20 protein-coding genes and 3 tRNA genes are annotated in these 22,103 nt (G+C 58.4%); 21 read left to right on the top strand and 2 right to left on the bottom strand.

Annotated features, from left to right (window positions below):
* From EKL29_RS20550 to EKL29_RS20540, 3 genes are all read left to right on the top strand, one after another.
* Positions 1-77: transfer RNA gene (locus EKL29_RS20550), tRNA-Met, on the top strand.
* Positions 78-83: 6 nt separating this feature from the next.
* Positions 84-158, top strand: a tRNA-Gln gene (locus EKL29_RS20545).
* A 27-nt stretch (positions 159-185) separates the two neighbouring features.
* Positions 186-260 (top strand) — tRNA-Gln (locus EKL29_RS20540).
* 263 nt (positions 261-523) lie between these two features.
* Here the strand turns inward: EKL29_RS20540 and ubiF are convergent.
* Positions 524-1,696, bottom strand: a complete 1,173-nt coding sequence (gene ubiF / locus EKL29_RS20535; RefSeq protein ID WP_126690549.1) for a 3-demethoxyubiquinol 3-hydroxylase — start codon at positions 1,694-1,696, stop codon at positions 524-526.
* Positions 1,697-1,935: 239 nt separating this feature from the next.
* On the opposite strand from ubiF, the gene miaB reads away from it, so the two are divergent.
* From miaB to EKL29_RS20490, 9 genes are all read left to right on the top strand, one after another.
* Positions 1,936-3,357, top strand: a complete 1,422-nt coding sequence (miaB, locus tag EKL29_RS20530) for a tRNA (N6-isopentenyl adenosine(37)-C2)-methylthiotransferase MiaB (protein ID WP_179256419.1) — start codon at positions 1,936-1,938, stop codon at positions 3,355-3,357.
* 204 nt (positions 3,358-3,561) lie between these two features.
* The gene (locus EKL29_RS20525) at positions 3,562-4,623 is read left to right on the top strand and encodes a PhoH family protein (RefSeq protein ID WP_120451414.1); all 1,062 of its coding nucleotides are present in this window, start codon (positions 3,562-3,564) and stop codon (positions 4,621-4,623) included.
* Positions 4,620-5,093 carry an rRNA maturation RNase YbeY gene (gene ybeY / locus EKL29_RS20520; protein ID WP_126690548.1) on the top strand — a complete coding sequence of 158 codons (474 nt, stop codon included), beginning with the start codon at positions 4,620-4,622 and terminating at the stop codon, positions 5,091-5,093. Before EKL29_RS20525 ends, ybeY begins: the two co-directional genes overlap by 4 nt.
* Before the next feature lie 81 nt (positions 5,094-5,174).
* Positions 5,175-6,056 carry a CNNM family magnesium/cobalt transport protein CorC gene (gene corC / locus EKL29_RS20515; RefSeq protein WP_120451410.1) on the top strand — a complete coding sequence of 294 codons (882 nt, stop codon included), beginning with the start codon at positions 5,175-5,177 and terminating at the stop codon, positions 6,054-6,056.
* 4 nt (positions 6,057-6,060) lie between these two features.
* Complete coding sequence (gene lnt / locus EKL29_RS20510) at positions 6,061-7,584, top strand: apolipoprotein N-acyltransferase (RefSeq protein WP_126690547.1); 1,524 nt, start codon at positions 6,061-6,063, stop codon at positions 7,582-7,584.
* 421 nt (positions 7,585-8,005) lie between these two features.
* A complete protein-coding gene (locus tag EKL29_RS20505; RefSeq protein WP_126690546.1) occupies positions 8,006-8,905 on the top strand; it encodes a glutamate/aspartate ABC transporter substrate-binding protein in 900 nt (299 codons plus the stop codon).
* Positions 8,906-9,060: 155 nt separating this feature from the next.
* On the top strand, positions 9,061-9,801 hold the full coding sequence (locus tag EKL29_RS20500) for an amino acid ABC transporter permease (RefSeq protein WP_120451407.1): 741 nt from the start codon (positions 9,061-9,063) through the stop codon (positions 9,799-9,801).
* Positions 9,801-10,478, top strand: a complete 678-nt coding sequence (gene gltK / locus EKL29_RS20495; RefSeq protein WP_126690545.1) for a glutamate/aspartate ABC transporter permease GltK — start codon at positions 9,801-9,803, stop codon at positions 10,476-10,478. The genes EKL29_RS20500 and gltK overlap by 1 nt, the downstream gene beginning before the upstream one ends.
* Positions 10,479-11,204, top strand: a complete 726-nt coding sequence (locus tag EKL29_RS20490) for an amino acid ABC transporter ATP-binding protein (RefSeq protein WP_126690544.1) — start codon at positions 10,479-10,481, stop codon at positions 11,202-11,204.
* A 179-nt stretch (positions 11,205-11,383) separates the two neighbouring features.
* Here the strand turns inward: EKL29_RS20490 and EKL29_RS20485 are convergent, their stop codons facing one another.
* On the bottom strand, positions 11,384-11,872 hold the full coding sequence (locus EKL29_RS20485) for a zinc ribbon-containing protein (protein ID WP_120451401.1): 489 nt from the start codon (positions 11,870-11,872) through the stop codon (positions 11,384-11,386).
* 224 nt (positions 11,873-12,096) lie between these two features.
* Here EKL29_RS20485 and leuS point away from each other — a divergent pair, with 224 nt between their 5' ends.
* The 9 genes from leuS (at position 12,097) to rlpA (ending at position 22,019) form a co-directional block, all read left to right on the top strand.
* Positions 12,097-14,679, top strand: coding sequence for a leucine--tRNA ligase (leuS, locus tag EKL29_RS20480; RefSeq protein WP_120451399.1), 2,583 nt, complete (start codon positions 12,097-12,099; stop codon positions 14,677-14,679).
* A gap of 14 nt (positions 14,680-14,693) precedes the next feature.
* On the top strand, positions 14,694-15,287 hold the full coding sequence (lptE, locus tag EKL29_RS20475) for an LPS assembly lipoprotein LptE (RefSeq protein WP_120451397.1): 594 nt from the start codon (positions 14,694-14,696) through the stop codon (positions 15,285-15,287).
* Positions 15,284-16,315 (top strand): DNA polymerase III subunit delta, encoded by a 1,032-nt coding sequence (gene holA, locus EKL29_RS20470; protein ID WP_120451395.1) that lies wholly within the window; start codon positions 15,284-15,286, stop codon positions 16,313-16,315. The genes lptE and holA overlap by 4 nt, the downstream gene beginning before the upstream one ends.
* Positions 16,308-16,952: a nicotinate-nucleotide adenylyltransferase gene (nadD, locus tag EKL29_RS20465; protein ID WP_126690543.1), complete on the top strand. Its 645-nt coding sequence runs from the start codon at positions 16,308-16,310 to the stop codon at positions 16,950-16,952. The genes holA and nadD overlap by 8 nt, the downstream gene beginning before the upstream one ends.
* A gap of 119 nt (positions 16,953-17,071) precedes the next feature.
* Complete coding sequence (gene rsfS / locus EKL29_RS20460; protein WP_120451391.1) at positions 17,072-17,389, top strand: ribosome silencing factor; 318 nt, start codon at positions 17,072-17,074, stop codon at positions 17,387-17,389.
* A 3-nt stretch (positions 17,390-17,392) separates the two neighbouring features.
* Complete coding sequence (rlmH, locus tag EKL29_RS20455) at positions 17,393-17,863, top strand: 23S rRNA (pseudouridine(1915)-N(3))-methyltransferase RlmH (protein ID WP_033751828.1); 471 nt, start codon at positions 17,393-17,395, stop codon at positions 17,861-17,863.
* 34 nt (positions 17,864-17,897) lie between these two features.
* The gene (gene mrdA / locus EKL29_RS20450) at positions 17,898-19,802 is read left to right on the top strand and encodes a peptidoglycan DD-transpeptidase MrdA (RefSeq protein WP_120451389.1); all 1,905 of its coding nucleotides are present in this window, start codon (positions 17,898-17,900) and stop codon (positions 19,800-19,802) included.
* A gap of 8 nt (positions 19,803-19,810) precedes the next feature.
* The gene (mrdB, locus tag EKL29_RS20445) at positions 19,811-20,923 is read left to right on the top strand and encodes a peptidoglycan glycosyltransferase MrdB (protein ID WP_048783134.1); all 1,113 of its coding nucleotides are present in this window, start codon (positions 19,811-19,813) and stop codon (positions 20,921-20,923) included.
* A 10-nt stretch (positions 20,924-20,933) separates the two neighbouring features.
* Positions 20,934-22,019 (top strand): endolytic peptidoglycan transglycosylase RlpA, encoded by a 1,086-nt coding sequence (gene rlpA, locus EKL29_RS20440; protein WP_126690542.1) that lies wholly within the window; start codon positions 20,934-20,936, stop codon positions 22,017-22,019.
* Positions 22,020-22,103 lie beyond the last annotated feature (84 nt).

Genomic DNA, 22,103 nt, shown 5'->3' with positions numbered 1-22,103 from the left:
GGCTACGTAGCTCAGCTGGTTAGAGCACATCACTCATAATGATGGGGTCACAGGTTCAAATCCCGTCGTAGCCACCAAATTATTGGGGTATCGCCAAGCGGTAAGGCACCGGATTCTGATTCCGGCATTCCGAGGTTCGAATCCTCGTACCCCAGCCATACAAAGACAATTTGAACAGACACTATTGGGGTGTCGCCAAGCGGTAAGGCACCGGATTCTGATTCCGGCATTCCGGGGTTCGAATCCCTGCACCCCAGCCAAATTGCACAACAGGCCCGCTTTCGCGGGCTTTGTTGTTTTTGTCGTCTGCTATTTCTTTTCAAACAGCAACGTTGCTGCACACCGGCTAAAAAGTCTCTTCCCAAAAAGCAAAGTGTCCCGCGACAGGGCCGTTGCGGGCCGAGCGGCCATGGATGACGAACAGCGGCTTTGCGACCGGGAAGAGACTCTGGCCTAAAGCCACGTACAATCACGGCAGAGGTCTACTATCATCCGCTGCCGCTTACACCTTTAAAACCCGCCGCTACAACCCCAGCGCGTACCGCAGCACCTTGCGCTTCAGCGCCCCCGACCGCTCCGCCGCGATCAACCCCAGGTTGCGCGCAAACGTCAGCGGCGGTAGTCGGTTGCTGAAGGCGAAATAGAAGAGATCCATTCCGCCCTGCATCAGCAAATTATCCCGTCGGCGCTGTGACTGATAACGACGCAGCACGTTCTCCGAGGCCCACTCTTGCGCATTGCTGCGCGCCTCTACCAGCACCTCCACCAGCGCGTCCACGTCGCGATAGCCAAGGTTGACGCCCTGCCCCGCCAGCGGGTTGATGGTGTGCGCCGCGTCGCCGATCAACGCCAGTCCGGGCAGCACATAACGCTGCGCATGGCGTCGCACCAGCGGAAAGCCACCCGCCGCATGCGCTTTAAAGCGTCCCAGCCGCGCCGGAAACGTCGCGGCGATCTCTTTTTCCAGCTGCGGCATCGGCATCGCCTGTAGCTGGCGAATGCGCGCCGGCGCGTCATACCACACCAGCGAGGCGCGATTGTCATACAGCGGCAGAAACGCGCGCGGACCTTGCGGCGTAAACTGCTGCCAGGTGGAGTCACCTGCCGGATGTTCGCAGGTGACGCTGATAAGCAAACAGGATTGCGCATAGCTCCAGCCCTGAATCCCAATGCCCGCCATCTGCCGCACCTGCGAGTTCGCGCCGTCGGCGCCGACCACCAGCCGCGTATGCAGCGCTTCGCCGTCGCTGAGATCGAGCCGCCAGCCGCCATTCTCCTGTTGCAGGCTGGAGAGCGTCGCGGGACAGCGCAGCTGAATATCGAGCTGCTCCATCCTTTCCCACAGCGCGCGCTGCAGAACGTTATTCTCGACCATAAAGCCCAGCTCCGGCAGACCCAGCGACGCGGCGTCGAAACTGACGTGGGCCGTTTGCCACTCCCAGGTTTCCAGCTTGCGATAGGGCGCGCAGCGCATCGCCTGGACGCGCGGCCAGACGTCGAGCTGCTTCAGTAGCCCTACCGAGGCGCTGCCAATCGCGGAGATACGCACGTCGGGATCGCTGTCGGGGTCAAAAGGCGCAGGCTCCGCGCGCTCCACGACCGCGACGCGAAACTGCTGAAGCGCCAGGCCGCACGCCAGCGCCGCGCCGACCATGCCGCCGCCTACCACCACCACATCAAAGCGGTTATCCTGCATTGCTTATCTCCTTCTGCTCTTTACCCGCCGCGTAAGACGGGATAACTGGCGCAAAGTGTACCGGAAAAACGCCCGGCCGGCAGAAATGCCCGGCAAGGGCGGAGAGAATGGTCAGCGTTCGCGTCTCTTCAGGGTCGCTGTATGCGAAGTATGACGGCGATGCGCTGGTCACAACAGCGTCAAAGCATTACAATACGCGCCCTGCACTTCACTGCACTGAATCAATGGCTAGTTCGACAATGAAAAAACTGCATATCAAAACCTGGGGCTGTCAGATGAATGAGTACGATTCATCCAAGATGGCTGACCTGCTGAACAGTACCCACGGCTACACGCTGACCGAGGATGCTGACGAGGCGGACGTTCTGCTGCTCAACACCTGCTCTATTCGCGAAAAGGCGCAGGAGAAAGTTTTCCATCAGTTAGGCCGCTGGAAAACCTTAAAAGAGCGCAACCCTGATTTGATTATCGGTGTCGGCGGCTGCGTGGCGTCGCAGGAAGGGGAACATATTCGCCAGCGCGCCAGCTACGTGGATATCGTATTCGGCCCGCAAACCCTGCATCGCCTGCCGGAAATGATCAACAGCGTGCGCGGCAGCAAAAGCCCGATCGTGGATATCAGCTTCCCGGAAATCGAAAAATTTGACCGTCTGCCGGAACCCCGTGCGGAAGGCCCGACCGCGTTCGTCTCCATCATGGAAGGCTGCAACAAATACTGCACCTTCTGCGTGGTGCCCTATACGCGCGGCGAAGAAGTGAGTCGTCCATGCGACGATATTCTGCTGGAGATCGCCCAGCTGGCGGCGCAGGGCGTGCGTGAAGTCAACCTGCTGGGCCAGAACGTGAACGCCTATCGCGGCGCGACCTTTGACGGCGAAATCTGCACCTTCGCCGAGCTGCTGCGCCTGGTGGCCGCCATTGACGGCATCGATCGCATTCGCTTTACCACCAGCCACCCGATCGAGTTCACCGACGACATTATCGAAGTGTACCGCGATACGCCGGAGCTGGTGAGCTTCCTGCACCTGCCGGTACAGAGCGGCGCGGACCGCATTCTGACGCTGATGAAACGTGCACATACCGCGCTGGAGTATAAAGCGATTATCCGCAAGCTGCGCGCTGCGCGTCCGGATATCCAGATCAGCTCCGACTTTATCATCGGTTTCCCTGGCGAAACTCAGCAGGACTTCGAACAGACCATGAAGCTGATCGCCGACGTCAACTTCGACATGAGCTTCAGCTTTATCTACTCTGCGCGTCCCGGTACGCCAGCGGCGGACCTGCCGGATGACGTCTCGGAAGAAGAGAAAAAGCAGCGTCTCTATATTCTGCAGGACCGCATCAATCAGCAGGCGATGGCCTGGAGCCGCCGTATGCTTGGCACCGTGCAGCGTATTCTGGTGGAAGGCACCTCGCGTAAAAATGTGATGGAGCTGTCAGGCCGTACCGAGACCAACCGCGTAGTGAACTTCGAAGGTTCGCCGGAGATGATCGGTAAATTTGTCGATGTAGAGATCGTTGACGTCTACACTAACTCGCTGCGCGGCAAAGTGGTGCGCACCGAGGATGAGATGGGGCTGCGCATTGTAGAAAGCCCGGCATCGGTTATCGCGCGCACGCGCAAAGAGAACGAAATCGGCGTCGGCACCTTCCAGCCTTGATACGCTTTTCAGTCAGCGGCGGCGCCCACCGCGTCGCCGCTCTTTTCTTCTTTCCGCCCTTGGTTTCTGGACGCGCGACCCAAATATCATTAGCTACGCTTGCGCCCCGGCGACATGCCATAAATAATTTCTTAAAGTGCCGTCGTTAATCAACCCGGCATCAGCACCCATTCTAACTGGCCCTGAGTGACCCAAAGGATTCGTTTGAATATCGAAACTCGTGAAATCACCCTTGAACCGGCTGATAACCGCCGACTGATGAGCCTGTGCGGTCCGTTTGACGACAACGTGAAGCAGCTTGAGCGTCGTCTGGGCATTGAGATCAACCGTCGCGACAATAACTTTAAGCTGGTTGGCCGCGCGCTCTGCGTTAACGCCGCTGAAGATATTCTGCGCACGCTCTATGTCGATACCGCGCCGGTACGCGGCACCATCCCGGATATCGAGCCAGAACAAATTCATCTGGCGATCAAAGAGAGCCGCGTGCTGGAGCAGACCGCCGATAGCGTGCCGGACTACGGCAAAGCCGTACATATCCAGACCAAGCGCGGCGTAATCAAGCCGCGCACGCCGAACCAGGCGCAGTACATTGCCAATATCCTCGACCACGACATCACCTTTGGCGTCGGGCCGGCCGGTACGGGTAAAACCTATCTCGCCGTCGCCGCGGCGGTGGATGCGCTGGAGCGTCAGGAGATTCGCCGTATTCTGCTGACGCGTCCGGCGGTAGAAGCGGGTGAAAAGCTCGGCTTCCTGCCAGGCGATCTGAGCCAGAAGGTCGACCCTTACCTGCGTCCGCTCTATGACGCGCTGTTCGAAATGCTGGGCTTCGAGCGCGTTGAGAAGCTGATGGAGCGCAACGTGATTGAAGTGGCGCCGCTTGCCTATATGCGCGGCCGCACGCTGAACGACGCCTTTATCATTCTTGATGAAAGCCAGAACACCACCATCGAACAGATGAAGATGTTCCTGACGCGTATCGGCTTCAACTCCAAAGCGGTCATCACCGGCGACGTCACGCAGATCGACCTGCCGCGCAGCACCAAATCGGGCCTGCGCCACGCCATTGAAGTGCTCTCCGAAGTCGAAGAGCTGAGCTTCAACTTCTTCCAGAGCGAAGACGTGGTGCGTCACCCGGTGGTAGCGCGCATCGTAACCGCCTATGAAGCCTGGGAAGAAGCGGACCAGAAACGCCGCGACAGACTGGCGGAAGAACGGAAACGCGAAGCGCTGGCGGCGCAGAGCGAGGCGCAGGAGAGTAAATGAGCGCGGTAATTCTTGACCTGCAGCTGGCCTGCGAACAGACCGGCGGCCTGCCTGACGAGGCCGCTTTCCAGCGCTGGCTGGAAGCGGCGGTTACCCCTTTTCAGCCAGAAAGCGAAGTCACTATTCGTCTGGTGGACGAGGCGGAGAGCCATGAGCTTAATCTGACTTATCGCGGCAAAGACAAGCCGACCAACGTCCTCTCCTTTCCCTTTGAAGCGCCGCCGGGCATTGAGCTGCCGCTGCTGGGCGACCTGATCATTTGTCGTCAGGTGGTAGAGCAAGAGGCGGAAGAGCAAGGGAAAAGCGTCGAGGCTCACTGGGCCCATATGGTGGTGCACGGCACGCTGCATCTGCTCGGTTACGATCATATCGAAGATGACGAAGCCGAAGAGATGGAAGCGCTGGAGACAGAGATAATGCTTGCTCTTGGTTATCCCGATCCGTACATTTCGGAAAAAGAAGACGCCTGAGCCGCTGGCTCAGATTACCCGGCTGTCGGCGAGGGCGCCGACAGCGACCCACCTCACCAGAGAGATCTGTAAAAAAACGCCATGAGCGACGACCATTCTCAAAACAGCGATGCACCCAGTAGTAAAAAGGGATTTTTTTCCCTGCTTATCAACCAACTTTTTCACGGCGAACCACAAAACCGTGATGAACTACTGGAGCTGATCCGCGACTCCGAGCAAAAAGAGCTGATTGACGAAGATACCCGCGACATGCTCGAAGGGGTGCTGGATATTGCAGAGCAGCGCGTGCGCGACATCATGATCCCGCGTTCGCAAATGATTACCCTGAAGCGCAACCAGTCGCTGGATGAGTGCCTTGACGTGATTATCGAGTCAGCGCATTCGCGTTTCCCGGTTATCAGCGAAGACAAAGACCATGTTGAAGGCATTTTGATGGCGAAAGATCTGCTGCCGTTTATGAGCAGCGAATCAGAGCCGTTCAGCATGGAAAAAGTGCTGCGCCCGGCGGTTGTGGTGCCGGAGAGCAAACGCGTCGATCGCATGCTGAAAGAGTTTCGTTCTCAGCGCTATCATATGGCGATCGTTATCGACGAATTCGGCGGTGTTTCCGGCCTGGTCACTATCGAGGATATCCTTGAGCTGATCGTCGGTGAGATCGAAGATGAGTATGATGACGAAGAAGATCGCGATATCCGTCAGCTGAACCGCCAGACCTATACGGTACGCGCCCTGACCCCGATTGAAGATTTCAACGAGGTGTTCGGCACGCAGTTCAGCGATGAAGAAGTGGACACGATTGGCGGACTGGTCATGCAGGGATTTGGCCATCTTCCCGGACGGGGAGAGAGCATTGACATCGACGGCTATCATTTCAAGGTCGCCATGTCCGACAGCCGTCGCATCATCCAGGTGCATGTAAAAATTCCGGAAAACTCGCCGCTACCCCAACTGGATGACGAATAACTCTATGTCTCTGGCCTCACTTTACCCGCGCCAGCGGGTACGTTTGTTGCTGGCATTGTTGACGGGTGCCCTCGGCACCCTTGCCTTCTCTCCTTATGACTTCTGGCCCGCCGCGCTGCTGTCGCTGGGCGGCCTGCAGCTGCTGACGCTGGATCGTCGCAACGGTCAGGCCACCGCCATCGGCTTTGCCTGGGGCTTCGGCCTGTTCGGCAGCGGCGTAAACTGGGTCTACGTCAGCATCGCCACCTTTGGCGGCATGCCTGGCCCGGTCAACGTATTCCTGGTGATTCTGCTGGCGGCTTATCTGTCGCTCTATCCGGCGCTGTTCGCCAGCGTGCTTAACCGTTTCTGGCCGCGCGCCACGCTGTGGCGTCTGGCGCTGGCGGCGCCCGCTCTGTGGCAACTCAGCGAGTTCCTGCGCGGCTGGGTGCTGACCGGCTTTCCCTGGCTGCAGTTCGGCTACAGCCAGATCGACGGCCCGCTGAAAGGCTTAGCGCCGCTGGCGGGGGTGGAAACGCTGACCTTCCTGCTGATGGCGATCTCCGGCCTGCTGGTTTACGCCATTCGCCAGCGCAATGCAAAGAGCGCCATCGCCGCGCTGCTGCTGCTGGCGCTGCCCTGGCCGCTGCGTTATATCCACTGGACTCAGCCACAACCGGCGCGCAGCGTCGAGGTCGCGCTGGTACAGGGCAATATTCCGCAGTCGATGAAGTGGGATCCGCAGCAGCTGCTCACCACGCTGCGCGCCTATAACGGCCTGAGCCAGCCGCTGATGGGTAAAGCGCCGTTGATTATCTGGCCAGAGTCGGCGATTACCGATCTGGAAAGCAACCAGCAGCCATTTTTACGCTCGCTGGATGAGGAGCTTCGCGAGCGCGGCAGCTCGCTGATCACCGGCATTGTCGATTCCCGTCTGGAGCAGAATCGCTATCACGACTACAACTCGGTTATCGTGCTGGGCGGCGAAACGCCTTACAGCTATCAGAGCAAGAACCGCTACCAGAAAAACCACCTGGTGCCTTTCGGCGAGTTTGTGCCGCTGGAGAGCCTGCTGCGTCCGCTGGCGCCCTTCTTCGATCTGCCGATGTCGTCATTCAGCCGCGGCGATTATCTGCAGCGGCAGCTGAGGGCGGCGGGTTATAACCTCACCAGCGCGATCTGTTATGAAATCGTGCTGGGCGAGCAGGTGCGCGCTAACTTCCATCCTGATACCGATTTCCTGCTGACCGTCTCCAATGACGCCTGGTTCGGTCATTCTATCGGTCCCTGGCAGCACTTTCAGATGGCGCGGATGCGCGCGCTCGAACTGGGTCGCCCGCTGCTGCGCAGCACCAATAACGGCGTCACCGCCGTGGTGAACGCGCAGGGTGAGGTAGAAAAGATCCTGCCGCAGTTTATTCGCGGCGTCCTGCTGGATAAGGTGACGCCGATCACTGGCGAAACTCCTTACGCCCATGCTGGTCTCTGGCCGGTCTGGTTGCTGACGCTGTGCGCTGCGCTGCTGGCGCTGTGGCGCCGCAAGGCCTGACCTGCCGTAGTGGCGGTGAGCGCAGTGCTCGCCGCCCTCCTCTCCTCCGTTTTCCGCTTGTTTTACGCCCTCGTCCCCGATTTTCTGCTGCGCCTGTTAACTGGCACGATGCTTGCTATCAGTAACACAGGTTTCCTGTAAGCCAGGCTGACAGACGGGTTAAACGGGCTGTCCTGCACCATTAAAAGGCAATGCGACGCACCTTTAACGCGCAACGCCAGAAATACGCCTCAATTTGGTGCGGAACACTTCGCAAAAAAAGAAACTTTTTCGTTTCATAACGTTAACAATCCGCTATGTTAGTGAATATTCTTAGCGCGCTGAAGCGGTGAGATAACAAAAAAAGCAGCAGGAAATACACACAACATCACACATCTGCGCAGTTTATATTCTGCGCAACATCTCTTGAAGGAGTTGGACCATGCAGATACGCAAAGTGGCATTATCACTTTTGCTGGCAGGCGTAGCAGCAGCGGGAGCGGCCCAGGCGGAAGATCTCAGCGGCACCCTGAAGAAAATCAGCGACAGTGGCGTCATCGTCGTGGGGCATCGCGAGTCATCTGTTCCTTTTTCTTATTATGACAACCAGCAAAAAGTTGTGGGCTATTCGCAGGCTTACTCCAACGCCATCGTGGACGCCATTAAAGCGAAGCTGAATAAACCGGATCTGCAGGTGAAGATGATCCCCGTCACGTCGCAGAACCGTATTCCGCTGCTGCAGAACGGCACCTACGACTTTGAGTGCGGCTCCACCACCAACAACCTTGAGCGCCAGAAACAGGCGGCGTTCTCCGACACCATTTTCGTTATCGGTACGCGTCTGCTGGTGAAAAAAGGCGGCGACATTAAAGATTTCGACGATCTGAAAGGCAAAACCGTGGTCGTCACCTCCGGCACCACTTCAGAAGTGCTGCTGCATAAGCTGAACGACGAGAAAAAGATGGATATGCGCATCATCAGCGCTAAAGACCATGGCGATTCGTTCCGCACGCTGGAAACCGGTCGCGCCGTCGCCTTTATGATGGATGACGCGCTGCTGGCAGGCGAACGCGCCAAAGCGAAGAAACCAGACAACTGGGAGATCGTCGGCACACCGCAGTCGAAAGAGGCCTATGGCTGTATGCTGCGTAAAGATGACCCTCAGTTTAAAACGCTGGTAGATGACACTATCGCCAAAGCGCAGACCTCAGGCGAAGCCGCGAAGTGGTTCGATACCTGGTTCAAGCAGCCGATCCCGCCGAAGAATCTGAACCTGAATTTCGATCTCTCTGCGGATATGCAGACGCTGTTTAAGACGCCGAACGACAAAGCACTTAACTAACAACGACAACAAGGGCGGCCTCGCTGCCCTCTCGATTGCTGAAAACCCGGCGCGGACAGACAAGCTGCTCAGGTCGTTCCCCTGAAGCAGGCCATACAGACGCCGTTCATCAATCTTCAGGGTAGCTTAGCTACCCTTTTTTACCGGAGCTCGTTATGGGTATCGACTGGAACTGGGGCATCTTTCTCGAACAGGCCCCGTTCGGCAACACGACCTACCTTGGCTGGCTGTGGTCCGGATTTCAGGTGACCGTTGCGGTCTCCTGCTGCGCCTGGATTATCGCCTTTCTTGTAGGATCCTTATTCGGCATTTTGCGTACCGTGCCTAACCGTCTGCTTTCGACGATCGGCACCTGTTACGTGGAGCTGTTCCGCAACATTCCGCTGATTGTGCAGTTCTTCTTCTGGTATCTGGTGGCGCCAGAGCTGGTTGGGGAAAAGCTCGGCATGTGGTTTAAATCGGAGCTGGATCCCAATATCCAGTTCTTCACCGCGTCCGTAATTTGTCTCGGGCTGTTTACCGCCGCGCGCGTCTGCGAGCAGGTGCGCGCCGCAATCAACTCGCTGCCGAGCGGGCAAAAAAATGCTGGCCTGGCGATGGGCCTGACTCTGCCGCAAACCTATCGCTACGTGCTGCTGCCCAACGCCTACCGCGTGATTGTGCCGCCGATGACCTCGGAAATGCTCAACCTGGTGAAAAACTCCGCTATCGCCTCGACGATCGGGCTGGTGGATATGGCGGCGCAGGCGGGCAAGCTGCTCGATTACTCCGCGCACGCCTACGAGTCCTTTACCGCGATTACGCTGGCCTATATCGCCATTAACCTGGTGATCATGATGATTATGAGCCTGGTGGAGCGCAAGGTGCGCCTGCCGGGTAATATGGGAGGGAAATAATGTACGCGTTTGACTGGAGTTCTATTCCTCCCAGCCTGCCCTATCTGCTTAACGGCATGGTGATTACGCTAAAGATCACCGTCACTGCGGTGGTGTTCGGCATTATCTGGGGCACGCTGCTGGCGGTGATGCGTCTGTCGCCCTTCAAGCCGATCAGCTGGTTCGCCCGGATCTATGTGAACCTGTTCCGCTCTGTCCCGCTGGTGATGGTGCTGCTGTGGTTCTATCTGGTGGTGCCGAGCTTCCTGCAGCAGGTGCTGGGGCTGTCGCCCAAGACGGATATCCGCCTGATTTCGGCGATGATCGCCTTTTCGCTATTCGAAGCGGCCTACTACTCGGAAATTATTCGCGCCGGTATCCAGAGTATTGCGCGCGGGCAATCCAACGCCGCGCTGGCGCTGGGTATGACGCACTGGCAGTCGATGCAGCTGATTATTCTGCCGCAGGCGTTCCGCGCCATGGTGCCGCTGCTGCTGACGCAGGGCATCGTGCTGTTTCAGGATACCTCGCTGGTTTACGTGCTGAGCCTGGCTGACTTCTTCCGCACCGCGTCGACTATCGGCGAGCGTGACGGCACCCAGGTAGAAATGGTTCTCTTTGCCGGTCTGGTCTATTTCGCGATCAGCCTGAGCGCTTCGCTGTTGGTCAGCTATCTAAAAAGAAAAAGGACGGTTTAAATGATTAACCTGAAAAACGTTTCTAAGTGGTATGGTCACTTTCAGGTGCTGACCGACTGCACGACCGAAGTCCAGAAAGGAGAAGTGGTCGTGGTGTGCGGGCCGTCAGGCTCGGGCAAATCGACCCTGATTAAAACCGTTAACGGACTGGAGCCGGTTCAGCAGGGCACTATTCTGGTGAACGGCACCGAAGTGAATAATAAAAAAACCAACCTTGCGCAGCTGCGCAGCAAAGTCGGCATGGTCTTCCAGCATTTCGAACTGTTTCCGCACCTCAGCATTATCGATAATCTGGTGCTGGCGCAGGTAAAAGTGCTGAAGCGCGACAAAGCCGCTGCACGGGAAAAAGGCCTGAAGCTGCTGAATCGCGTGGGGCTTTCCGCCCATGCGCAGAAGTTTCCCGGCCAGCTGTCGGGCGGCCAGCAGCAGCGCGTAGCCATTGCGCGCGCGCTCTGTATGGACCCTATCGCAATGCTGTTCGACGAACCGACCTCGGCGCTCGATCCGGAAATGATCAATGAAGTGCTCGACGTGATGGTGGAGCTGGCGCAGGAAGGGATGACGATGATGGTGGTGACGCACGAGATGGGCTTTGCCCGCAAGGTGGCGAACCGCGTTATCTTTATGGATGAAGGAAAGATTATCGAAGATACGCGTAAAGATGACTTCTTCAATAATCCGCAGTCGGATCGCGCAAAAGAATTCCTGGCGAAAATTTTGCACTAAACGTTAGCTCGGACCTGTGGCTCCGTACTCACGCGGGTGACATGGTCCGATCGCAAAGGCGCAAAAAACGGCCTCCCTGCCCGCTCGTCCCGCGACATTGTTGTCGCGGGACGCTTTGATCTTCAGTCCATGCCACCCGCTGTTCAAGACTCCTCAGCGGTCTGAGAGTGTGCCCAGCCTTAAGGTTCAAATGGCTGACGCTGAAACTGATCGTGACCGCACTCAGGACAGCGCGTTAAGGTTTCCGGCGTATAAATCGCACGCGTAAAGTGACACTTCTCGCACACCAGATTGCCCAGTCCTACCACCTCGCCGCTCTGATAAACGCCGTGATGATGCAGGTCCTGAAAGACCTCACGCCACTCCAGCTGGCTTTTGTCGGTAATGTCTGCCAGCTCTTTCCACAAACTCTCGCGGATAACGCGCATAAACAGCGAATCATTGACCTTCTCTGGCTGATGGACCTCCTGATAGCTGCGTGCAAACTCCTCTAAATCGCGTCGAACCGCCGCCAGGGCCTGATCGATCTCGCCCGTCGTCGCGGACTCGCTGGCCATCAACTGCTGACGTCGCGATGAGACCAGCGCGTCGATATCCCGATCGCCCTGACGCAAACGCTCCGTCAGCGCGGCCAGGGATTCACGGTAAATTTGCGCCACTTTGTTCATTTTATTCTCCTTTCTGCGCGGGTAAGCCAGCTTTAAGTTTAGCCGCTTTGCGCCGGTTGCCGTGTTGTTTAGGAAAGCGGATCGGAATATGACGGGAGGATGCGGCCTTCCGCGAGAAATCGCCGCAACAGGGCGGTGAAGTGTTGTTGACCGGCAGTCATATGGGTATGCTATGCGGATCTTAAAGTAAGCTAAGCGTTATTCATTAAGGACCACAGGCTGCCATGCAAGAGCAATACCGCCCGGAAGAGATAGAATCCCGCGTCCAGCAACACTGGGACGAAAACCAAACGTTCAAAGTGACCGAAGATGAGAGCAAAGAGAAATATTACTGCCTCTCCATGCTGCCCTATCCTTCCGGCCGCCTACATATGGGCCACGTGCGTAACTACACCATCGGTGATGTGATCGCTCGTTACCAGCGTATGCTTGGCAAAAACGTACTGCAGCCAATTGGCTGGGATGCGTTCGGCCTGCCAGCGGAAGGCGCGGCGGTAAAAAACAACACCGCGCCTGCGCCCTGGACTTACGACAATATCGAATATATGAAGAACCAGCTCAAACTGCTGGGCTTCGGCTATGACTGGAGCCGCGAGCTGGCGACCTGTAAGCCGGAATACTACCGCTGGGAACAGTGGTTCTTCACCAAACTGTATGAAAAAGGCCTGGTTTACAAAAAAACCTCGGCGGTGAACTGGTGCCCGAACGATCAGACGGTGCTGGCGAACGAACAGGTCATTGACGGCTGCTGCTGGCGCTGCGACACCAAAGTTGAGCGTAAAGAGATCCCGCAGTGGTTCGTGAAAATCACCGACTATGCCGATGAACTGCTCAACGACCTCGATACGCTGGAAGAGTGGCCGGAGCAGGTCAAAACCATGCAGCGCAACTGGATTGGCCGCTCTGAAGGCGTCGAGATCACCTTCGACGTCGCTGACAGCGAAGAGAAAGTGACCGTCTATACTACGCGTCCGGATACCTTCCTCGGTGCGACTTACGTCGCAGTCGCCGCGGGCCATCCGCTGGCGCTGCAGGCCGCCATGGGCAACCCGGTGCTGGCTGACTTTATCGCCGAATGCCGCAACACCAAAGTGGCCGAAGCCGATATGGCGACGATGGAGAAAAAAGGCATGGCGACCGGTCTGTTCGCCATTCATCCGCTGACCGGCGACAACGTGCCGGTCTGGGTCGCTAACTTCGTCCTGATGGAGTACGGCACCGGCGCCGTTATGGCGGTACCGGCGCACGATCAGCGCGACTGGGAATTTGCCACCAAATACGATCTGCCGATTAAGCCGGTGGTACTGAACCTGGACGGCAGCGAGCCGGACGTCAGCGCAGCTGCCATGACCGAAAAAGGCACCCTGTTCAACTCTGGCGAATTCAGCGGTCTGAGCCATGAAGCGGGCTTCAACGCCATCGCCGATGCGCTGGCCGCTAAAGGCGTCGGCGTACGCAAGGTCAACTATCGTCTGCGCGACTGGGGTGTATCCCGTCAGCGCTACTGGGGCGCGCCGATTCCGATGGTGACCCTGGAAGATGGCACCGTCATGCCGACGCCGGAAGATCAGCTGCCGGTGATCCTGCCGGAAGATGTAGTGATGGACGGCATCACCAGCCCAATCAAAGCTGACCCGGAGTGGGCAAAAACCACGGTGAACGGTCAGCCTGCGCTGCGTGAAACCGACACCTTCGACACCTTTATGGAGTCCTCCTGGTACTACGCGCGTTACACCTGCGCCAACTATGATGAAGGCATGCTGGATCCGGCTGCGGCCAACTACTGGCTGCCGGTGGATCAGTATGTAGGCGGTATTGAACACGCCATCATGCACCTGATGTATTTCCGCTTCTATCACAAGCTGCTGCGCGACGCGGGCCTGGTGACCTCCAGTGAACCGGCGAAGCGCCTGCTGTGTCAGGGCATGGTGCTGGCAGACGCGTTCTACTACCTCGGCGCTAACGGCGAGCGTAACTGGGTTTCTCCGGTTGACGTCACCGTCGAGCGCGACGAGAAAGGCCGCATCGTTAAAGCGACCGACAATCAGGGCCGCGAAGTGATTTACGCCGGCATGAGCAAAATGTCGAAGTCGAAAAACAACGGCATCGACCCGCAGCTGATGGTTGAGCGTTACGGCGCAGATACGGTCCGTCTGTTTATGATGTTCGCGTCGCCGGCAGAAATGACGCTGGAGTGGCAGGAGTCAGGCGTTGAAGGCGCTAACCGCTTCCTGAAGCGCGTGTGGAAGCTGGCGTATGAACACACGGCGAAAGGCGCGACGGTCGCGCTGGATCTCAGCAGCCTGAATGACGAGCAGAAAGCGCTGCGTCGCGATCTGCACAAGACCATCGCCAAAGTCTCCGATGACATTGGCCGTCGTCAGACCTTTAACACCGCTATCGCGGCGATTATGGAACTGATGAATAAGCTGGCGCGCGCGCCGCAGGAGAGCGAGCAGGATCGCGCGCTGATGCAGGAAGCGCTGCTGGCCGTTGTTCGTATGCTCTATCCGTTCACTCCGCACGCCAGCTATGTGCTGTGGCAGGAGCTGGGCGGCGAAGGCAGCGTGGATAACGCCGCCTGGCCTGTAGCAGACGAAGCGGCGATGGTGGAAGAGTCGCTGCTGGTGGTTGTACAGGTAAACGGTAAAGTCCGTGGTAAAATTACCGTGGCCGCCGACGCGACGCAGGAGCAGGTTCAGGCGCGCGCTGCCCAGGAGCACCTGGTCGCGAAGTACCTTGACGGCGTCACCATTCGCAAAGTGATTTATGTACCCGGCAAACTGCTTAACCTGGTCGTAGGTTAAGTTCAGGAGGAACTGTGCGACATCTGATTATCAGGCTGTTTGTCCTGCTGGCGGTGATGATTACCGCCGGCTGTGGTTTTCATCCGCGCGGCACCACCCAGGTGCCGACCGAGCTGAAAACGCTGATCCTGGACAGCGGCGACCCTTACGGTCCGCTGGCTCGTACGGTGCGTCAGCAGTTGCGTATCAACAACGTCACTATTGTTGAGGATACGAAACAGAACCGTACCGACATCCCTACGCTGCGCCTTGGCGCGGAAACGCAGGGCCGCGATACCGCCTCGGTGTTTATCAGCGGTACGACGGCGGAATACTCGCTGATGATGAACGTGTCGGCGCAGGTTCTGCTGCCAGGCAAAGGCATCTATCCAATCAGCACCACGGTTTATCGTTCGTTCTTTGATAACCCGAACGCGGCGCTGGCGAAAGATGCCGAGCAGGACATGATCGTGCAGGAGATGCGTCAGCGCGCCGCTGAGCAGCTGGTACGTAAACTGCTGACCGTGCACGCCGCGCAGATGAACCATAAAGAGACGCTGCCTGCGTCGGCCAGCGAACCTGCGGTGCCCGCGCCAGCCTCCTCCTCTTCCGCTACCAGTACGCAATGATCAGGATCTATCCTGAGCAACTTGGCGCGCAGCTCCGCGAGGGGCTGCGCGCTTGCTATTTGTTAGCCGGAAACGAGCCGCTGCTGGTGCAGGAGAGCGCCGACGCGATACGCGCCGCCGCGATCGCACAGGGATTCGAAGAGCATTTCAGTTTTACGCTTGATGCCCAGACCGACTGGGAAACTCTCTTTGCCAGCTGTCAGGCGCTGAGCCTTTTTGCTCAACGTCAGACGCTGACGCTGCTCTTCCCGGAAAACGGCCCCAACGCCGCCATGGCTGAACAGCTGAATAAGCTGGCGAGCCTGCTGCACAGCGATATCTTGCTGATCTGCCGTCTGGCGAAGCTGACGAAAGCCCAGGAGAATAGCGCCTGGTTTAAGGCACTCTCCGCGCATGGTGTGCTGGTGCCGTGCCAGACGCCGGAGCAGGCGCAGCTGCCGCGCTGGGTGGCGGCGCGCGCCAGAAGCATGAAGCTTTCGGTAGATGACGCGGCGATCCAGCTGCTCTGCTACTGCTATGAAGGCAATCTGCTGGCGCTGGCGCAGGCGCTGGAACGTTTGTCGCTGCTCTGGCCCGACGGCAAGCTTACGCTGCCGCGCGTCGAAGAAGCCGTAAGCGACGCGGCGCATTTTACCCCGTTTCACTGGGTGGATGCGCTGCTGGCGGGCAAAAGCAAGCGCGCGCTGCATATTCTGCATCAGCTGGAAAAAGAGGATAGTGAGCCGGTTATCCTGCTGCGCACGCTGCAGCGCGATATCATGACGTTGCTGCATCTGCAGCGCCATCAGGCGCAGCAGCCGTTGCGCGCGTTAATGGACCAGCAGCGCATCTGGCAGAACCGCCGCGCGCTCTTTACCGAGGCGCTGCAGCGCCTGGACGGCGCACGCCTGCAGCGTGCGATTCGCCTGCTGGCGCAAATTGAATTAACCTTAAAGCAGGATTATGGACAGCGCATCTGGCCGCAGTTGGAGACGCTGTCGCTGCTGCTCTGTCATCGCCACTTCCCTGAGAGCTTCGCCAGTGTCTGAACTACACGCCCTGTTCGGTGGCACCTTCGATCCGGTGCACTTCGGCCATTTGCGGCCGGTAGAAGCGCTGGCGCAGCAAACCGGGCTGGCGCGTGTGCTGCTGCTGCCGAACAACGTGCCGCCGCATCGCCCGCAGCCGGAAGCGAGCGCGTCGCAGCGCGTCGACATGCTGCGCTGCGCCATTCGCGACAGGCCGCTGTTTGATATCGATACCCGCGAACTGATGCGCGAAACGCCCTCCTGGACAGTGGCGACGCTGGAGGCGCTGCGTGCCGAACGCGGGCCGCAGCAGCCGCTGGGATTTATTATTGGTCAGGACTCGCTGCTGAACCTCTCAGGCTGGCACCGCTGGCAGGATTTGCTGTCGCTCTGTCATCTGCTGGTGTGCAAACGTCCGGGCTATCCGGCCGAAATGGCATCGCCGGAAATGCAGCGCTGGCTTGATACGCATCTGGCGAGCGAAACAGCCCAGCTGCATCAGCAGCCCGCCGGTTTTATCTGGCTGGCCGATACGCCGCTGGTCGATATCTCCGCCACGGAAATTCGTCAGCGCCGCCGCCAGGGCTTGTCCTGCGATCAACTGTTGCCCGCATCCGTCATCGACTATATCGATCGCGCAGGCCTCTATCTCAAATAACCGCAAACCGGGCATATATTGCTCGGGCAAAGGCATGCTATACTGCGCGGCTTAATTTTTTGGCTGCCTTATCGGGGCCAGCAGCCGGCCCGCTACTATCCGTATTAAAGGGGAACCTTTTGCAAGGCAAAGCACTCCAAGAGTTCGTTATTGATAAGATTGATGATCTTAAAGGTCAGGACATCGTCGCACTCAACGTTCAGGGTAAATCCAGCATCACCGACTGCATGATCATCTGCACCGGCACCTCGACGCGTCATGTCTCTTCGATCGCCGATCATGTGGTGCAGGAATCGCGCGCCGCAGGCTTGATCCCGCTCGGCGTAGAAGGCAAAAACGCCGCTGACTGGGTGGTGGTCGATCTGGGCGACGTCATTGTGCACGTCATGCAGGAAGAGAGCCGCCAGCTTTATGAGCTGGAAAAACTCTGGAGCTGACGCGTGAAACTGCAGCTTGTGGCCGTTGGCACTAAGATGCCCGACTGGGTGCAAACCGGCTTCACTGAATATCTGCGTCGTTTTCCCAAAGATATGCCGCTGGAGCTGGTAGAAGTCTCTGCGGGAAAACGCGGTAAAAACGCCGATATCAAGCGCATCCTGGAAAAAGAAGGCGAGGCGATGCTGGCCGCAACCGGCAAGGGCAACCGCATCGTCACGCTGGATATCCCAGGTCAGCCGTGGGAAACGCCCCAGCTCGCTCAGCAGCTGGAGCGCTGGAAACAGGACGGTCGCGACGTTAGCCTGTTGATTGGCGGCCCGGAAGGGTTATCGCCCGCCTGCAAAGCCGCAGCTGAGCAGAGCTGGTCGCTTTCTGCGTTGACGCTGCCTCATCCGCTGGTGCGCGTGCTGGTCGCCGAAAGCCTTTATCGCGCCTGGAGCATCACCGCCAATCATCCTTATCATCGTGAATAAACGGTAAGGCAAACCCCGACATTTTAAGTAGCGGATGAAATTACAAAGCAACGCCTTTCGCGATTACAGTGCCGAACAGAAACTCTTTGTCCGTCGGGCATTAATCGCGTTCTTCGGAATTCTGGTGCTTTCCAGCGTGCTGGTGGTCAATCTTTACCACCTGCAGATTCTGCGCTTTGAAGATTACAGTACCCGCTCTAACGAAAACCGCATCAAGCTGGTGCCGGTGGCGCCAAGCCGCGGCATTATCTACGACCGCAACGGCACCGCGCTGGCGCTAAACCGCACCATCTATCAGGCGGAGCTGGTGCCGGAGAAGGTCGATAATCTCAAGCAAACGCTGCAGGATCTGCGCCCGGTGCTTGATATTACCGACGACGATCTCGACGCCTTTGATAAAGAGCGCAAGCGCTCGCGTCGCTTTACCTCTATTCCCGTCAAAGTCGGCCTTAACGATGTGCAGGTAGCGCGCTTCGCCGTCAACCAGTACCGCTTCCCCGGCGTCGAGGTGAAAGGCTATCAGCGTCGCTACTACCCCTACGGCCCTACCCTGACCCACGTCGTCGGCTACGTCTCCAAGATTAACGACCGCGATGTGGCGCGCCTCGATAAAGAGGGCAAATGGCCGAACTACGCCGCAACGCACGATATCGGCAAGCTCGGCATCGAAAGCTACTACGAAGATGTGCTGCACGGCATTACCGGCTATGAAGAGGTCGAGGTGAACAACCGCGGCCGCGTGATCCGCCAGCTGCATGAGCAGTCGCCGCAGGCGGGACGTGACATCTGGCTGACCATCGATCTTAAGCTTCAGCAATATATCGAAACGCTGCTGGCCGGCAGCCGCGCCGCGGTCGTGGTCAGCGATCCGCGTACCGGCGAGATCCTGGCGATGGTCTCCACACCCAGTTACGATCCGAATCTTTTTGTCGACGGCATTTCAGGTAAAGATTATCGCGCGCTGCTTAACGACGAAAACCGTCCGCTCTATAACCGCGCCATTCAGGCCTCTTATCCGCCTGCCTCGACGGTGAAACCCTATGTGGCGGTCTCCGCGCTTAGCGCTGGCGTGATCAACCGCAACACCAGCCTGTTCGATCCAGGCTGGTGGCAGCTGCCTGGCTCGGAAAAGCGCTACCGCGACTGGAAAAAATGGGGCCACGGCCGCCTTAACGTGACCAAATCGCTGGAGGAGTCGGCGGACACCTTCTTCTATCAGGTGGCGTACGACATGGGTATCGATCGCCTGTCGGAGTGGATGAACAAATTCGGCTACGGCCACCGCACCGGTATCGATCTGCCACAGGAGAGCGCTGGCAATATGCCCACGCGCGAATGGAAGATGAAACGCTTTAAAAAGCCGTGGTATCAGGGCGACACCATCCCGGTCGGTATCGGCCAGGGCTACTGGACCGCGACGCCGCTGCAGATGAACAAGGCGCTGATGATCCTGATTAACGACGGCGTGATAAAAGTGCCGCACCTGCTGCGCGCCACGCGCGAGGGACGCACCATGGTGCCATGGCGTCAGCCGCCGGGCGAGCCGATTGGCGATGTTCACTCCGGCTACTGGGAGATCGCCAAAGACGGCATGTATGGCGTGGCGAACCGCGCTAACGGCACGGCGCATAAAAGCTTTGCCGATGCGCCCTATAAAATCGCTGCCAAATCCGGTACCGCGCAGGTCTTTGGTCTGAAAGAGAACGAAACCTATAACGCGCATAAGATTGCCGAGCGTCTGCGCGATCACAAACTGATGACCGCGTTCGCTCCCTATGATAAACCGCGCGTCGCCGTCACGATGATTCTGGAGAACGGCGGCGCAGGCCCGGCAGTCGGTACGGTGATGAGACAGATTCTCGACCACATTATGCTGGGCGACAACAATACGGCTCTGCCGGACGCGGCTCCTACCCCGCCCGGCTATGAAGGTGAATAACGATGTCGATGAACGATAGTCCGCAGAAAAGATCGATCTGGACGCGTATCCACATCGACCCGCTGTTTATGCTGGTGATTCTGGCGCTGCTCGCTTACAGCGCTATTGTGATCTGGAGCGCCAGCGGACAGGATCCGGGCATGATGGAGCGTAAAATCGGCCAGATTGCGATGGGTCTGGTGATGATGCTGGTTCTGGCGCAGGTGCCGCCGCGCGTCTATGAGGGCTGGGCGCCCTATCTCTATATTATCTGTGTGATACTGCTGATTGCGGTAGACGCCTTCGGCCATATCAGTAAAGGGGCGCAGCGCTGGCTCGATCTCGGCGTGGTGCGCTTTCAGCCCTCGGAGATCGCCAAAATCGCCGTGCCGCTGATGGTGGCGCGCTTTATCAACCGCGACGTTTGCCCACCGACGTTAAAAAATACCGGCATCGCGCTGATCCTGATTTTTATGCCGACGCTGCTGGTCGCGGCGCAGCCGGACCTCGGCACCGCCATTCTGATTGCCGCCTCCGGGCTGTTCGTGCTGTTTCTTTCCGGCATGAGCTGGAAGCTGATTGGCGTGGCGGTGCTGCTGGTGGCGGCCTTTATTCCTGTGCTCTGGTTCTTCCTGATGCATGACTATCAGCGCGACCGCGTGATGATGCTGCTCGATCCCGAAAGCGATCCGCTTGGTGCGGGCTACCATATTATTCAGTCCAAAATCGCCATCGGCTCTGGCGGGCTGCGCGGCAAGGGGTGGCTGCACGGCACCCAGTCGCAGCTGGAGTTTTTGCCGGAGCGCCATACCGACTTTATCTTCGCCGTACTCGCCGAGGAGCTGGGCCTGGTGGGCGTGCTGATCCTGCTGGTGCTCTATCTGCTGCTGATCCTGCGCGGCCTGGTAATCGCCGCGCGCGCCCAGACCACCTTTGGCCGCGTGATGGCGGGCGGATTAATGCTGATTTTGTTCGTTTATGTTTTCGTTAATATCGGCATGGTAAGTGGTATCTTACCGGTGGTTGGCGTCCCCCTGCCGCTGGTCAGCTACGGCGGCTCGGCGCTCATCGTGCTTATGGCGGGATTTGGCATTGTGATGTCGATCCATACTCACAGAAAAATGTTATCTAAAAGCGTTTAAGAGGCTGCACATGCGTAAGGAATGGCCTGCCGTTGCTCTGGCACTACTGGTTTTGACCGCCTGTACTACCACACCGGAATCGCAAAACACCGCGCCGCCACAACCGGCCTATAATGGCCCGGTAGTGGAAATTCCGGGCGTTGAACCGAAATATGAGCCCATTAATCCCGGCACCAGCCAGGATTACAGCGCGAACGGCAAGTCTTACCGTATCGTCAAAGATCCCTCTAACTTCAGCGAAGTGGGATTAGCCACGTGGTATGGCGACGAGGCGCAGGGCAAGCGCACCGCAACAGGTGAAAGCTACGATCCCGACGCGCTGAGCGCGGCGCATCCTACGCTGCCGTTGCCCAGCTATGTGCGTGTGACCAATCTCGCCAACGGTCGCCAGATCGTGGTGCGCGTCAACGATCGCGGCCCTTATATGCCGGGACGCATTATCGACCTGTCGCGCGCGGCGGGCGATCGTCTTAATATCACCAACAATACCCGCGTGCGCGTGGATTACATTAAGGTCGCGCCGGACGGCACGCTCTCCGGTCCCGGCACGATCGGCACCACCGTGGCGAAGCAGAGCTATGCCCTGCCCGCCCGGCCCGATCTCGGCGGCAATGGCGTGATGAACGGCGCCAGCGAACCTGCCGCCGCGCCGGTGCCTGCGCAGGATATTCGCGCCGTCGACAACAGCACGCTGCAGGGCGACGGCACTATGGGTGCGCCCGTCCGCAGCAGCGGCTTCCTCGGTGCGCCTCAGCCGCTGCCGAACGGCGTGCTGGAGAGTAGCGAGCCTGCGCCGCAGCCTGTCGCCGCGCCCGCCGCCGCCGTAGCCGTGGCGCCTGCCGCCAGCAGCGCGACCGCACAGCCGGCTGGCAGCTTCGTGGTGCAGGTTGGCGCGATCAACGACGCTGCGCGCGCGCAGCAGATGGCGCAAAGCCTGGGACAGAAGTATGGCGTGCGCGGCACCGTCGAGGATGCCGGTAACAACGTTTATCGCATTCAGCTCGGCAGTTTTAAAAACCGCGCCGACGCCGCTGCGCTGCAGCAGCGCCTGAACGCTAATGGCCAGGCTTCATTTATCACCAGCGCGCGTCGCTGAGCCGCCGCCGCGCTGGACATCTCTGTTAACAACAGAATGCCGAAGCAAGATGCCTGTAAAACAGGCATTTGCTATGATGAGCCA

Origin of the sequence: Pantoea sp. YU22 (assembly GCF_003970755.1) — a bacterium.
Lineage (GTDB): Bacteria > Pseudomonadota > Gammaproteobacteria > Enterobacterales > Enterobacteriaceae > Pantoea > Pantoea piersonii.
This window is presented reverse-complemented; position numbering and strand designations above follow the sequence as displayed.

Coding starts and splice junctions, on each gene's coding strand:
- ubiF (WP_126690549.1), bottom strand. CDS start 1,696: ATGCAGGATAACCGCTTTGATGTGGTGGTGGTAGGCGGCGGCATGGTC.
- miaB (WP_179256419.1), top strand. CDS start 1,936: ATGAAAAAACTGCATATCAAAACCTGGGGCTGTCAGATGAATGAGTAC.
- ybeY (WP_126690548.1), top strand. CDS start 4,620: ATGAGCGCGGTAATTCTTGACCTGCAGCTGGCCTGCGAACAGACCGGC.
- corC (WP_120451410.1), top strand. CDS start 5,175: ATGAGCGACGACCATTCTCAAAACAGCGATGCACCCAGTAGTAAAAAG.
- lnt (WP_126690547.1), top strand. CDS start 6,061: ATGTCTCTGGCCTCACTTTACCCGCGCCAGCGGGTACGTTTGTTGCTG.
- EKL29_RS20505 (WP_126690546.1), top strand. CDS start 8,006: ATGCAGATACGCAAAGTGGCATTATCACTTTTGCTGGCAGGCGTAGCA.
- EKL29_RS20500 (WP_120451407.1), top strand. CDS start 9,061: ATGGGTATCGACTGGAACTGGGGCATCTTTCTCGAACAGGCCCCGTTC.
- gltK (WP_126690545.1), top strand. CDS start 9,801: ATGTACGCGTTTGACTGGAGTTCTATTCCTCCCAGCCTGCCCTATCTG.
- EKL29_RS20490 (WP_126690544.1), top strand. CDS start 10,479: ATGATTAACCTGAAAAACGTTTCTAAGTGGTATGGTCACTTTCAGGTG.
- EKL29_RS20485 (WP_120451401.1), bottom strand. CDS start 11,872: ATGAACAAAGTGGCGCAAATTTACCGTGAATCCCTGGCCGCGCTGACG.
- leuS (WP_120451399.1), top strand. CDS start 12,097: ATGCAAGAGCAATACCGCCCGGAAGAGATAGAATCCCGCGTCCAGCAA.
- holA (WP_120451395.1), top strand. CDS start 15,284: ATGATCAGGATCTATCCTGAGCAACTTGGCGCGCAGCTCCGCGAGGGG.
- mrdA (WP_120451389.1), top strand. CDS start 17,898: ATGAAATTACAAAGCAACGCCTTTCGCGATTACAGTGCCGAACAGAAA.
- mrdB (WP_048783134.1), top strand. CDS start 19,811: ATGAACGATAGTCCGCAGAAAAGATCGATCTGGACGCGTATCCACATC.
- rlpA (WP_126690542.1), top strand. CDS start 20,934: ATGCGTAAGGAATGGCCTGCCGTTGCTCTGGCACTACTGGTTTTGACC.